This window comes from Streptomyces sp. PT12, from assembly GCF_003311645.1.
GTDB lineage: Bacteria > Actinomycetota > Actinomycetes > Streptomycetales > Streptomycetaceae > Streptomyces.
Genome location: NZ_QEST01000023.1, coordinates 16,951 through 29,782, shown reverse-complemented (window position 1 = coordinate 29,782; position 12,832 = coordinate 16,951). Strand labels below are relative to the sequence as shown.

Below are 12,832 nucleotides of genomic sequence, written 5' to 3'. Positions count from 1 at the left end.
CTGCACGGAGTAATGTCGCCCGGGAGAAGACGATCACGAGGAAGGACGGCTCTCATGCTCTCCCGCCTGTTTGCCCCCACGGTCAGGGTCAGCGCGCACTGCGACCTGCCCTGCGGTGTCTACGACCCCGCCCAGGCCCGGATCGAGGCCGAGTCGGTGAAGGCCATCCAGGAGAAGTACCAGGCCAACGACGACCCGGCCTACCGCACGCGCGCCATCGTCATCAAGGAGGAGCGGGCCGAGCTTGCGAAGCACCATGTCTCGGTGCTCTGGAGCGACTACTTCAAGCCCCCGCACTTCGAGAAGTACCCCGAGCTGCACCAGCTGGTGAACGACACCCTCAAGGCGCTCAGCGCCGCCAAGGGCTCCACCGACCCGGAGACCGGCCAGAAGGCCCTTGACTACATCGCTCAGATCGACAAGATCTTCTGGGAGACCAAGAAGGGCTGAGCCCCGGCGTCACCCCTTCGGACCACCGACCGCACCCGGCCACCGGGTGCGGTCGTTCGTTTTCCCCTCCCCTCCCCTCCCCTCCCCTCCCCTCCTCTTCCCTCCCCTCCTCTTCCCTCCTGTTCCTCGACCGTGCCGCCTGGCGCCAGGGCGCGCTCCTCCCCGGCGAGCCTGGCCGCCGCCCCGGCCAACTCCCCGGGCGCCACGGCCGCGTGCCAGGGCGCGACGGAGGAGGCGCGGACGGCGCGGGGCGCGCGCCGCCCCGGGTCGATGTGGCGCAGCACGCCCTCGGCGACGGCGGCGATCTCGGCGGGCAGGCGGTAGTTGACGGTCAGCTCGGCCGTGGTCCAGCGGCTCCCGACGTGCGGGGCGAGAACGCGTTCCCACGAGGACGCGCCCCCACGCTCACCCGTTTGGGCGATATCGCCCACGACCGTCATCGAGCGGGCCGGGCAGCGGCGCATCAGCACGCGCCAGGCCATCGGCGACAGCTCCTGCGCCTCGTCCACCACGACATGGCCGAACGCCCATGCCCGGTCGGCCGCGGCCCGCTCCACGGGCGTGCGGTGGTCCACGGCGGCGTGCCGCTCGGCCAGCCGCTCGGCGTCCACGAGGTCGAACGCGCCCAGCGTCTCCGCCTCCTCGTCCTCCGCGTCGACGTCGGACGTGCGCGAGCCATACGCGATGTCCAGCGCCTCCTGCGCCAGGGCCAGCCCCTCGGCGCGCTCGGCCGCGGCCGCCTCGTCGGCGCCGCGCCGCACGTCCTCGTCCACGCCGAGCAGCTCGGCCGCCTCGTCGAGCAGCGGGATGTCAGCGGCCGCCCAGCCCCGATGGCCGCGGGGCCGCAGCAGCAGGGCCCGCTCCTCGTCGGTCAGCCCGGGGGCGGCGGCGGCCAGGCGTTCCGGCGACAACCACAGGTCGGCGAGCAGCCGCTGCGGGGTGAGGGCGGGCCAGAGGTCTTCGAGCGCGGCCAGCACGGTGGGCTCGGCGGCCAGCTCGTCGCGGATGGTGGCCAGGTCCTGATCCGTCAACGGGCTGCCGCCCTCCAGCACATCGGCGCCGAACCGCGCCGCCGCGCGCCCGGCGAGCCCTTCGAGCGCCCGCGCGCGGAAGACGGAACGCGCCTGGTCGTGCGGGAGCCCGGTTTCCCTGGCCAGCGCGCGGGCGCGGGCCAGCACGTCGGGGTCAAGGGGGGAACGGCTCGCCGTCGTGCTCGGCGGGATGAGGCCCTTGGGGCACCCGCTGCCGCTCGCGCACCGCGGCGGCGATCACCCCTGCCATCGCGGGCGCGCCAGTCGATGAGCAGCGGCTCGAAATCCCCGTCGAGGATTCCGGTGCGACCGATCCAGCGCGCGCTTTCCGCGCCTGGTCCCTGGCCGGGCTCCAGCATGTCGAGGCGGCCGAAACACAGGCCGTTCTCCACGGAATCAAGAAGGGCCGCGCGGCGGGCGAGCTCGGCGGCCCTCACATCCCTTTCCGCCAGGCCCTGATGGCCGAGCCCTGTGGTCGCGAGCACGGTGTCGAGCCTGGTCCTGGCCTGGGAGCGCAGCTCGTCCAGGCGGTCGTAGAGCCGGGTCACATGGGCCTGTTCGGGAAATGCGCCGCCGGTTGACACACAACTCCTCGGGGTCTAGAATATAAATTGCGGGAATGGCTTGGCAGTTGAGAGCATGCCATTCCAAAGGGTCCACCCTAGCGAGGAATTCAGCTCGTCGCACACGATGCGGCGGGATTTTTTATGGAATCGATGACACAGCTGGTCGCCGCCGTCCTGGTGCACGATCTGGACACCGACCGCGTCGTTCTCCTGCGCCGCGCGCCCGGCGCCTCCTTCGGCCGCGACCTGTGGGACCTGCCGGTGGGCAAGTGCGCCCCGGGCGAGCCGATCACCGCCACCGCCGTGCGCGAGCTCGAGGAGGAGACGGGCCTGCTGGTCGACCCGGCCGACCTCGGGCTCGTCCACGTGCTGCACGGGGCGGCGGGCGTCTCCGCGGACCACGGCTTCCTCACGGTCGTCTTCCGCACGCACCGCTGGCGCGGCGCGCTGCTCAACGCCGAGCCGCACAAGCACTCCGAGGCGCGCTGGTTCGCCACGGACGCGCTGCCCGACGACCTGGTGTTCGGCGACGAGCGCGTCATCCACCGCTGCCTCACGGGCGAGGTGGGCCTCACCCTGCGCGGCTGGCCCTGACCCCCGGCGATCCCCCCGGCGGCCCGGGTCCGCGGCGCCACGCGAGGGCAGTACCATCGGCGATCATGGCGGGGCTCCTCGGCAACGCCACGAAGAAATCCAGGAATTGACGCTTTTCCGCAGCCACAGTACGCACCGGATGCATTACGATGAGTAATACCGTCGAGTGTGTCGCCCCGGCTCATCGGATCCCGGGCCAGGCGACAGCGTGCCGTGCATCGCGGTAGCGTCGCAGGGCGACCAGGACACCTCGGCGGTGCCCGGGAGCGCTCAATCAGTGTGAGTCTCTGTGGAGGTGAGGGTGTCCCCCATCCCAGGTGAGCCCGGATCGCAGGACTTCGTGGAAGTCCGGCTGCCGGCCGCGGGTGCCTATCTTTCCGTGCTGCGTACGGCCACGGCCGGACTCGCCGCCCGGCTGGACTTCACCCTCGACGAGATCGAGGACCTGCGCATCGCGGTCGACGAGGCGTGCGCGATCCTGCTCCAGCAGGCCATCCCAGGCAGCGTGCTGGAGTGCGTCTTCACGCTGGTCGGCGACGCCCTGCGGGTCACGGTCTCGGCGCCTACCACGGAGGGCCACGCGCCCGAGCGGGACACCTTCGCCTGGACCGTGCTCACCGCGCTCGCGGGCGAGGTCGAATCGGCCGTCGGAGAGGACAAGACGGTCAGCATCAGCCTGCACAAGAAGCGCGGCGCCGCCCCCGGAGCGCCGTGACCGGCGCACAGGGGCCGCCGCCGGACGAGGGGGCCGAGGTGAACGATGCGGAACAGGCGGCGACAGCCAGCCGCGAGCCGTCGGGGACGGCCATTCCCGGACAGCCCGAGGTGCTGAACCCCGTGCCACGGCGTTCGGGCTCGGGCCCGCACGACCGGGGCGCGGCGCGCGATCTCTTCGTCGAGCTGCGGACGTTGCCCGACGGCTCGCCCGAGCGCGCCGAGCTGCGCAACAGCCTGGTGAGGATGCACCTGCCGCTCGTGGAGCACCTGGCCCGCCGCTTCAGGAACCGAGGCGAGCCGCTCGACGACCTCACCCAGGTCGCCACGATCGGGCTGATCAAGTCGGTGGACCGCTTCGACCCCGAGCGCGGCGTCGAGTTCTCCACCTATGCCACGCCGACCGTGGTTGGCGAGATCAAGCGGCACTTCAGGGACAAGGGCTGGGCGGTGCGCGTGCCGCGCCGCCTCCAGGAGCTGCGGCTCTCGCTGAGCCAGGCCACCGCCGAGCTGTCCCAGCAGCACGGCCGCGCGCCCACCGTTTCCGAGCTGGCCCAGCGGCTGAGCATCTCCGAGGAGGACGTGCTCGAGGGCCTCGAGTCGGCGAACGCGTACAGCACGCTCTCCCTCGACGTGCCCGACACGGACGACGAGTCGCCCGCCGTCGCGGACACCCTCGGCGCGGAGGACGACGCCCTTGAGGGCGTCGAGTACCGCGAGTCGCTCAAACCGCTGCTCGAGGAGCTGCCGCCGCGGGAGAAGAAGATCCTGCTGCTCCGCTTCTTCGGGAACATGACCCAGTCCCAGATCGCGCAGGAGGTCGGCATCTCCCAGATGCATGTCTCCCGGCTGCTGGCCCGCACACTGGCGCAGCTGCGCGAGAAGCTGCTCGTCGAGGAGTGACGCCCCGCGCCCGGCGGGGAGTTGGGCGCGCGGCCGGGCCGCCCGGGGGCCTTCAGGCCGTCGGACCCGCGGGGCGCGGGCCGACGCCGAGCGCCCTGGTCGCCTTCGGGTTCACCAGGCACCCCAGGGCGGCCACCGCCGAGAGGGCGAGCCCCGCCCCGGCCAGCGGCCACAGCCCGCCGCTGCCCACCAGCGTGAACGCGATCGGCAGCGAGAACAGCTGCACCACAACGCCGGGCGCGCGGCTCCAGCGACGCAGCCGCCACAGCCCGTGCCCCGCCGCCAACGGCAGCGCGGCCAGCACCAGTACGGTCACCGCGCCGGTCAGCGCCTGCGTCCTGTCCCCCGGGTCCCCGGCCACCGCGAGCAGCAGCATCACGCCGCCGAACGCGGCCGCAACGGCCCCCTGAACGCCGCACAGCACCGCCGCCACGGTCACCGCGCGCGGGCGCTCGCCGGCGGGGGCGCCCGGCTCCTCGGTGGTGTTCTCGCTCACGCGGCCAGGGTAGCGGGCCTCCAGCGCCGCCTCGGGCGCACCGGGCTCGGTACCCTGCCTCTCATGCGCGCACTTCTCGTGGTCAACCCCGTCGCCACCACCACGAGCGCGCGGACCCGTGAGGTGCTCACCCACGCGCTCGCGAGCGACCTCAAGCTCGAGGTCGCGGCGACCGAGTCCCGCGGGCACGCGCGGGAGCTGGCCAGGGACGCGGCCGAGCGGGGCGGCGTGGACCTGGTGATCGCGCTCGGCGGCGACGGCACGGTCAACGAGGTGGTCAACGGGCTGCTCGCCGAAGGCCCCGACACGGGTGACCTGCCGCGCCTCGCGGTGGTGCCCGGCGGCTCGACCAACGTGTTCGCCCGCGCCCTCGGCCTGCCCAACGACGCGGTGGAGGCCACGGGCGCGCTGCTCGACGCGCTGCACGCGGGCTCCGAGCGAGCGGTGGGCCTCGGCGTGGCCGCGGGGACGCCGGGGACGCCCGACGCGGTGGTGCCGCGGCGGTGGTTCACGTTCTGCGCGGGGCTGGGCTTCGACGCCGGGGTGGTGGGCCGCGTGGAGTCCGAGCGGGAGCGCGGCAAGCGGTCGACGCACGCGCTGTACGTGCGCCAGGCGCTGCGGCAGTTCGTGGGCGACCCGCGGCGCACGGACGGCGCCATCTCCCTGCTGCGGCCCGGGCATTCGCCAATCGAAGGGCTCGCGCTCTCGATGGTGTGCAACACCGCGCCCTGGACGTTCCTCGGGAACCGGCCGATGTACGCGGCGCCCAGGGCGTCGTTCGACACCGCGCTCGACCTGGTGGGGATCACGCGCCTGTCCTCCGCCGCGATGCCCCGTTACGCCGCTCAACTGCTGCGTTCCTCCCCGGAGCGCGGACTCCGTGGCAAGGGTGTGGTGACCCTGCACGATGTGTCGGACTTCACCTTGCAATCGCAGGTGCCACTGCCGTTTCAGCTTGATGGTGACCACCTCGGACTGCGTACGAGTGTGACCTTCACAGGCGTACGGCGTGCACTGCGTGTGATTGTGTGAGCGGAACCCCGGAAAGTCCTTGTAGTCGAACGTTTAGCGCAGGCTCCACCCGACGGAAGTAGGGCTGTGAGCAAGGCGACACCAAGGATTCAAAAAAAACTTCCCGGAAGGGGTTGTATCCGCAGCCGAGGTTTGCGAGTCTCTTCATGGCGATCGGGACGGCTGAGACCTCGGCCCCCTTGAGAGCCCGAATCCTCCATCTTCCCCTGCGGGCTCGCAGTACGGACCCTCCCCGCTCCGGCGGGGGAGGTGTTCCAGGCTCGACTTGTCGGAGGATTCGTGAAAGCGTTCACATTCACAAGCAATCGTGCAGGAGATGGAGCAGACATGGACTGGCGTCACAGCGCCGTTTGCCGCGAGGAAGACCCCGAGCTCTTCTTCCCCATCGGCAACACCGGTCCTGCGCTGCTGCAAATCGAGGAAGCCAAGGCCGTCTGCCGCCGCTGCCCCGTCATGGAGCAGTGCTTGCAGTGGGCTCTCGAGTCCGGCCAGGACTCCGGCGTCTGGGGCGGGATGAGCGAGGACGAGCGTCGTGCCATGAAGCGCCGCGCCGCCCGCAACCGCGCGCGGAAGGCCACTGCCTGACCCCTTCAGGGAGCACCCCCGCCCGCCCGTAAGACGCCGCCCCCGCTGCCCCCGAGCCGCAGCAACGCGCAGCACCCACGGTGCCACCGCGAAAGCGTCGAGCCCCGGTCCCGCGACACGTCATCGCGGACCGGGGCTCTTGCGTGCGCGGCCTCCCGCGCGGGGGCGACCGCGGCGGGGGGCGACTGGGCGTCCCCGGGGGGCGCGTTGACCGCTCAGCGCTTCTGCGCGTGCCGGGCGAGCGGCACGTCGAGCACCACGCGGGTGCCGCCCTCCTCCCTCGTGACCATGTCGAAACGCCCCCCCAACTCGCCCTCCACAAGCGTGCGCACGATCTGGAGGCCCAGGCTGCCGTCGGCGTGTGGGTCGAACCCGGGCGGCAGGCCGCGCCCGTCGTCCTGCACGGTGACCAGCAGGGTCTCCTCCGCCCTGGCGCCCCCCGCGCGGCCCGCGCCCACCTCGATGGAGCCGCGCTCGCCGGTGGGGAAGGCGTGCTCGAGGGCGTTCTGAAGGATCTCGGTGAGCACCATGGAGAGCGGCGTCGCGGTCTCGGCGTCCAGGATGCCGAACCTGCCGACGCGGCGCCCCGTGACCCTGCCGTCGGGGGCCAGCTCGGTGACCATGGCGATGACGCGGTCGGCGATCTCGTCGAACTCGACGCGCTCGTCCAGGTTCTGGGAAAGGGTCTCGTGGACGATGGCGATCGAGCCGACGCGGCGCACCGCCTCGTCGAGCGCGGCCCGCGCGCTGCTGTCGCCGGTCGCGCCGATGCGGCGGGACTGGAGGCGCAGCAGGGCGGCGACCGTCTGGAGGTTGTTCTTCACCCGGTGGTGGATCTCCCGGATGGTGGCGTCCTTCGTCATCAACTCCCGCTCCCTGCGCCGCAGCTCGGTCACGTCGCGGAGCAGCATGAGCGAACCGATGCGCCGCCCCTTGGGCTTGAGCGGGATCGCGCGCAGCTGGATGACGCAGTCGGTGCCCTCGATCTCGGCCTCCCGCGGCGCCCAGCCGCTGGCCAGCTTGACCAGCGACTCGTCGACCGGGCCGCGCGTCGGGGCGAGCTCGGCGGTGAGCGGGCCAAGCGGCAGGCCCACCAGATCGGCGGCCAGGCCCAACCTGTGGTACGCGGACAGGGCGTTGGGGCTGGCGTACTGCACGACGCCGTCGGCGTCCAGGCGGATGAAGCCGTCGCCGACGCGCGGCGCGCGGTCCATGCCGCCCTGCTGCCCGGGGAAGGGGAACGCGCCGCCCGCGATCATCTGCGCCAGGTCGGACGCGCTCTGGAGATAGGTCAGCTCGAGGCGGCTGGGGGTGCGCACGGTCAGGAGGTTGGTGTTGCGCGCGATGACGCCGAGCACGCGGCCCTCGCGGCGCACCGGGATGGACTCGACGCGCACGGGCACCTCCTCGCGCCACTCGGGGTCGCCCTCGCGGACGATGCGGCCCTCGTCGAGGGCGACGTCGAGGAGGGGGCGGCGGCCGCGCGGGACGAGGTGGCCGACCATGTCGTCCTGGTACGACGTGGGGCCGGTGTTGGGCCGCATCTGGGCGACCGAGACATAGCGCGTGCCGTCGCTCGTGGGCAGCCAGAGGACGAGGTCGGCGAACGAGAGGTCGGAGAGAAGCTGCCACTCGGAGACGAGCAGGTGCAGCCACTCGAGGTCGCGTTCCCCGAGGCTGGTGTGCAGGCGCACGAGATCGTTCATGGAGGGCACACGTGCGAGCTTACCGGCGCCCTCCGACAGGGCCCCGGGCCCGCTCCCCGCACGCCCGAGCATGGACAGGCGGGCGGGGCGGGGGTGAGAATGGGTGGCCCGCGGACTTCTGCCCGCCCGGAGACGGGCGGGTGGAGCGCGGCCGGCGGCGCTCTCTGCCCTGACGGCGCCGGTGGCCCGCAGTGCTCCGGGCTGCGGTGCCGAGAGGGTTGAGGGTCCCTCCCCGGCGCCGCGGCCCGTGGGTAACGCCCGCGCCCCTCGGTCAGGCAACGCCCGCGTCCCTCGGTCAGCGCGTCTCGGTGACCTTGGCGAGCGCGCGGGGAGCGTCGGGGTCCTGGCCCCTGGCGAGGGTCACCTCGTAGGCGAGCAGCTGGAGCGGGATGATCTCCAGGATCGGCTGAAGCTCCTCCGGCACGCCGTCGGTGGGCAGGACGAATCCCGCAGAGGCCGCGTCGACCTGGGACTTCGGGCCGAAGACCACGAGGTCGGCGCCCCGGTCGCGCAGGCGGTCGAGCACCGGCTGGAGGGCCCTGCCACCGCGCCCTTCGGTGACGATCGCGATCACGGGGGAGACGTTGTCGACCATCGCAAGCGGTCCGTGCAGCAGGTCGGCTCCCGAGTAGGAGAGGGCGGGGATGTAGCTGGTCTCCATCAGCTTGAGGGCGGCCTCCTTGGCCGTGGGATAGCCGTAGCCGCGTGAGGTGAGGACCATGCGCTCGGCGAAGCGGTACCGGGCCGCCAGCTGGCGGATCTCCTCCTGGCGGGCCAGGATCCCCTCGGCCAGCGCGGGGAGCCGGTGGGCCGCGCCTGCCCCGTCCCCGCCGCGCAGGCCCTCCACGAAGAGGTAGAGCGCGAGGAGTTCGGCGGTGTAGGTCTTGGTGGCGGGCAGCGCCTTCTCGGGCCCGGCGAGCACGTCGACGTGGAACTCACTGGCCAGCGCCAGCGGCGAGTCGGGGTTGTTGGTGACGGCGAGCGTGGTCGCCCCTGCCTCGCGCGCGGTGGTGGTGGAGGCCACCAGGTCGGGCGAGCCGCCCGACTGGCTGACGGCGATGACCAGGCAGTCCGTCAGGTCGGGCTTGGCCTCGTAGGCGGTGGTGGTGGACATGGAGGTGAGGCCGCACGGCTTGCCCAGCTGAATCTCCAGCAGGTACTTGGCGTACAGCGCGGCGTTGTCCGAGGTGCCGCGGCCCGTCAGCAGGACGAAGCGGGGCTGCCGGGCGGCGATCCGCTCGGCGACGGCGCGGATCGGGGCCGCGCCCTCGTCCAGGAGGCGGCGCAGCACCGCGGGCTGCTCGGCCATCTCTCCTGACATCACATGGCCGGGCCGCACGGAGGACGTGGCGGACATCGAGGGGTCCCTCCCTGGGGTGTCGCGTGGCTCGGTCAGTCGGTGGGGGCGGCGCCCGCGATGACCTCGGCGGCGGCCAGGCCGCAGACACGGGCGGCGCCATGGGTCGCGATGTGCGTGGCGCCCGAGGGCGGGGCGTGCGGGACGCCCATCTCCACCACGACGGTGGTGGGGCGGGCGGCGAGCAGCGCGTCCAGGGTCTGGGCCATCCAGGGGTGGCGGTGGACGTCGCGGACCACGGCGACCACCGGGCGGTCCCCGGCGGCGGCGAGCACCTCGGCGGCCAGTCCTTCGGGGCCCGCGCGGTCCGCGTCGGCCCGGGTGTGGCTGCCGCCCTCGGTGCCGGGCAGCAGCCGCTCCAGCTCGGCGGCCACGCCCCAGGGGGTCTGGTTGCCCACGGCGATGTTGGCGACGGGGGGGAAGGAGGCGACATAGGCGGGAGAGGTGAGCGGCCGGTGCGCGGGGGCGCCTGGCGGGGTGCTGACCACCAGGGCGCGGCGGGCCGCCGCGAGGCCGATCGGCCCGTCGGCCGCGGAGGCCGCGCCGGGGTCGGCCGACTCGGCGGCCCAGCGGGCCAGGGCCCTGACGCGCTCGGCCGCGTCGTGCAGGCGCTCCTCGGGGAGCTCGCCCGTGTGGACGGCGTTCACGAGGGCGTCGCGCAGCCGGAGGACCTCGTCCTCGTCGGACGGGGTGCCGCCGATGCAGAGGGCGTCGGCGCCCGCGGCGATGGCCAGGACGCAGCCGTGGTCGAGGCCGTAGGTGTCGGCGACGGCGCGCATCTCGATGGCGTCGGTGAAGATCAGGCCCTGGTAGCCGAGGCCGCCGTCGGCGGCGGGGGCGCGCAGCAGCCCCGTGAGGACGGCGGGGCTCAGGGTGCCGGGGCGCTCGCCGTCGAGCGCGGGAAGGAGGATGTGCGCGCTCATCACGCAGCGGGTGCCCGCCGCTATCGCCGCCTTGAACGGCACGAGTTCGCGCTCGTGGAGGGTCGCGAGGTCGATGTCGATGCGGGGCAGGGCGTGGTGGGAGTCCACGTTGGTGTTGCCGTGCCCGGGGAAGTGCTTGACGCAGGCGGCGACGCCCGCGCTCTGAAGGCCCTCGACATAGGCGACGGTGTGGCGGGCGACCAGCGCGGGGTCGTCGCCGAAGGAGCGGACGCCGATGACGGGGTTGTCGGGATCGGTGTTGATGTCGGCGGATGGCGCCCAGTTGAGGTTGATGCCGCAGGCGGCCAGGCGGCGGCCGAGGGCGGCGGCGACGTCGCGGGTCAGTTCGGGGTCGTCGACGCTGCCCAGGGCGTGGTTCCCGGGGAAGGACGAGCCGCCGTGCACCTCGAGGCGGGTGACGTCGCCGCCCTCCTCGTCGATGGCGATCAGCACATCGGGCTTGGCGGCGCGCAGCCGCCCGGTGAGCCCGGCCAGCTGCTCGGGCGAGACGACGTTGCGGCCGAAGAGGCCGACGCCGGTCATGCCGTTCTCCAGCTGGCGCGGCAGCCACGCGGGGAGGGAGGTCGTTCCGTCGAAGGTCGGCTGGAGGACGGCGAGGGCGTCCCTGGTCACGGTGTCCGAGTCGCGTACGGCGGTCGTCATGCGGAGCGCTATCCCTTCACGGCACCCGCGGCGAGGCCGCCGGTGACCCGACGCTGGAGGAGGACGAAGACGATCAGCACAGGGACGGTGAACATGGAGGAGGCCGCCATGGTGGCCCCCCAGTCGTTGCCGAAGTTCGTCTGGAACTGGGTGAGCCACAGGGGAAGGGTGGCCGCCTCGGGGTCCTTGTTGAGCACGAGGACCATGGCGTACTCGTTCCAGGCGCTGATGAAGCCGAACAGCGACGTGGCCATCAGGCCGGGGGCGAGCAGCGGGAAGATGACGCGGAAGAACGCCTGGGCGCGGTTGCAGCCGTCGATCATGGCGGACTCCTCGAGCTCCTTGGGCACCGCGGCGATGAAGCCGCGCAGGGTCCAGATGCTGAAGGGCAGGGCCATGACGAAGTAGATGAGCGTCAGGGTGAGCAGGCTGTTGAGCATCTCCAGGTCGCGGGCGTTGAGGTACACCACGATGATCAGGATTTCCCAGGGCGCCATCTGGGCCATCATCACGGCCAGCACCATGCCGCGCCGCCCGCGGAAGTTCATGCGGGCGATGGCGTAGCTCGCGGCGAGCGCGACCAGGAGGGCGAGCAGGACGGCGCCGATGGTCACGACGAAGCTGTTGCCGACATACGTCCAGAAGAGCTCGACGGCGGTGGCCGTCTCGTAGTGGTCGAACGTCGGGGTGAACAGGAAGACGGGGTCCTCGCTCAGCACCTCGGTGCTGCTCTTGAAGGACGTCGAGAACATCCAGTACACGGGGAAAAGGAACAGCGCCGACAGGATGACCGCCGTGCCGTTGAGCCAGAGCTTCCTGGCGTTCCTCACAGTTGCTCCCTCTCCTGCTTGAAGATCAGCCGGAAGTAGAACGACATGGCGACCAGGAGGATCACGAGGGTCAGCACGGAGATCGCGGCGGCGCTTCCGTACTGGCTCTGGCTCATGCCCTCGACATAGGCCATGACCGGCAGCGTCTCGGACTCGCGGTTGGGCCCGCCGGCGTTCAGCGCGTAGATCTGGGTGAACGCCTTGAAGACCCAGATGATCTCCAAGAAGGTCGTGATCATGAAGAACGGCCTCATAATCGGCGCGAGGATGGACCAGAAGATCCGCCAGTTGGACGCGCCGTCCATGCGCGCGGCCTCGAAGATCTCACCGCTGACGGTGGTCAGGCCCGCGTAGAGGTTGAGCGCCACGAAGGGCACCGAGGCCCAGACGATGAGGATCGTCACAATGGCCAGCGTGGAGGTGCCGCTGCCGAACCAGTTGTGCTCCTCGTAGGAGGAGAAGCCGACGCTGCTCAGCGCCCAGTTGACGACGCCGAGCTGCTGGTCGAACAGCCAGCGGAAGACGGTGGTCGACGCGGTGACCGGCATGGCCCAGGCCGCGACGAGGCTGATCGAGAGGAGCAGCCGCATCCTCTTGCCCAGGGCGTAGAGCAGGAGGCCGATCAGGGTGCCGAGCGCCATGATCAGCACGACGTTGGACGCCATGAAGAAGAACGTGCGGACGACCGAGTCCCAGAACCGCTGGTCCTCCAGGATGGTCCGGTAGTTGTCGAGCCCGGTCCACTCGGTGGTTCTTGAGATCAGCTGACGGCGGCCGAACTCCTGGAAGGAGATGATCAGATTCTGGAGGAGGGCCCAGCCGAGCACGGCGACCAGGGCGGCGATCGACGGCAGGATCAGCAGGTACGGCACCCAGCCGGTGGGGAGCCTGCGGCCGGTCCGCCGCTTGGGCGGGCCCTTGGACGTGGCGCCGGAAAGATCGGGCGGTGCGTCCTCGATGTGCACGGTCATGCGTGTCGTCC

The 12,832-nt window shown here is 72.0% G+C and carries 13 protein-coding genes; 6 read left to right on the top strand and 7 right to left on the bottom strand.

Annotated elements, in window-relative coordinates; genetic code table 11:
- The first annotated feature begins 54 nt into the window (after positions 1 to 54).
- Entirely contained in the window at positions 55 to 450 is a 396-nt protein-coding gene (sodN, locus tag DEH69_RS02700; protein ID WP_113685242.1) for a superoxide dismutase, Ni, read from the top strand.
- Here sodN and DEH69_RS02695 read toward each other — a convergent pair.
- Entirely contained in the window at positions 411 to 1,628 is a 1,218-nt protein-coding gene (locus tag DEH69_RS02695; RefSeq protein ID WP_113685241.1) for a hypothetical protein, read from the bottom strand. The two genes, sodN and DEH69_RS02695, sit on opposite strands and share 40 nt — an antisense overlap.
- 560 nt (positions 1,629 to 2,188) lie before the next feature.
- Between DEH69_RS02695 and DEH69_RS02690 the strand changes: the two genes are divergently transcribed.
- The 3 genes from DEH69_RS02690 to DEH69_RS02680 all read left to right on the top strand — a co-directional run bounded on the left by DEH69_RS02690 (position 2,189) and on the right by DEH69_RS02680 (position 4,258).
- Positions 2,189 to 2,641: an NUDIX domain-containing protein gene (locus tag DEH69_RS02690; protein ID WP_258534384.1), complete on the top strand. Its 453-nt coding sequence runs from the start codon at positions 2,189 to 2,191 to the stop codon at positions 2,639 to 2,641.
- A 301-nt stretch (positions 2,642 to 2,942) separates the two neighbouring features.
- Positions 2,943 to 3,356: an anti-sigma regulatory factor gene (locus DEH69_RS02685; protein ID WP_113685353.1), complete on the top strand. Its 414-nt coding sequence runs from the start codon at positions 2,943 to 2,945 to the stop codon at positions 3,354 to 3,356.
- The gene (locus DEH69_RS02680) at positions 3,353 to 4,258 is read left to right on the top strand and encodes an RNA polymerase sigma factor SigF (RefSeq protein WP_258534383.1); all 906 of its coding nucleotides are present in this window, start codon (positions 3,353 to 3,355) and stop codon (positions 4,256 to 4,258) included. Before DEH69_RS02685 ends, DEH69_RS02680 begins: the two co-directional genes overlap by 4 nt.
- A gap of 52 nt (positions 4,259 to 4,310) precedes the next feature.
- On the opposite strand, the gene DEH69_RS02675 is transcribed toward DEH69_RS02680, so the two are convergent.
- Entirely contained in the window at positions 4,311 to 4,754 is a 444-nt protein-coding gene (locus DEH69_RS02675; RefSeq protein WP_113685239.1) for a hypothetical protein, read from the bottom strand.
- A gap of 63 nt (positions 4,755 to 4,817) precedes the next feature.
- On the opposite strand from DEH69_RS02675, the gene DEH69_RS02670 reads away from it, so the two are divergent.
- Positions 4,818 to 5,786, top strand: a complete 969-nt coding sequence (locus tag DEH69_RS02670) for a diacylglycerol kinase family protein (protein WP_113685238.1) — start codon at positions 4,818 to 4,820, stop codon at positions 5,784 to 5,786.
- Between the two features lie 327 nt (positions 5,787 to 6,113).
- Positions 6,114 to 6,371: a WhiB family transcriptional regulator gene (locus DEH69_RS02665; protein WP_062206726.1), complete on the top strand. Its 258-nt coding sequence runs from the start codon at positions 6,114 to 6,116 to the stop codon at positions 6,369 to 6,371.
- A gap of 215 nt (positions 6,372 to 6,586) precedes the next feature.
- Here the strand turns inward: DEH69_RS02665 and DEH69_RS02660 are convergent, their stop codons facing one another.
- The 5 genes from DEH69_RS02660 to DEH69_RS02640 all read right to left on the bottom strand — a co-directional run bounded on the left by DEH69_RS02660 (position 6,587) and on the right by DEH69_RS02640 (position 12,821).
- On the bottom strand, positions 6,587 to 8,077 hold the full coding sequence (locus tag DEH69_RS02660) for a sensor histidine kinase (RefSeq protein WP_113685237.1): 1,491 nt from the start codon (positions 8,075 to 8,077) through the stop codon (positions 6,587 to 6,589).
- A gap of 295 nt (positions 8,078 to 8,372) precedes the next feature.
- On the bottom strand, positions 8,373 to 9,434 hold the full coding sequence (locus tag DEH69_RS02655) for an SIS domain-containing protein (protein ID WP_113685236.1): 1,062 nt from the start codon (positions 9,432 to 9,434) through the stop codon (positions 8,373 to 8,375).
- 35 nt (positions 9,435 to 9,469) lie between these two features.
- Positions 9,470 to 11,020, bottom strand: a complete 1,551-nt coding sequence (locus DEH69_RS02650) for a glycoside hydrolase family 3 protein (RefSeq protein WP_113685235.1) — start codon at positions 11,018 to 11,020, stop codon at positions 9,470 to 9,472.
- 8 nt (positions 11,021 to 11,028) lie between these two features.
- On the bottom strand, positions 11,029 to 11,850 hold the full coding sequence (locus DEH69_RS02645) for a carbohydrate ABC transporter permease (RefSeq protein ID WP_181727221.1): 822 nt from the start codon (positions 11,848 to 11,850) through the stop codon (positions 11,029 to 11,031).
- The gene (locus DEH69_RS02640) at positions 11,847 to 12,821 is read right to left on the bottom strand and encodes a carbohydrate ABC transporter permease (protein WP_113685234.1); all 975 of its coding nucleotides are present in this window, start codon (positions 12,819 to 12,821) and stop codon (positions 11,847 to 11,849) included. Before DEH69_RS02640 ends, DEH69_RS02645 begins: the two co-directional genes overlap by 4 nt.
- Between the last annotated feature and the right edge of the window lie 11 nt (positions 12,822 to 12,832).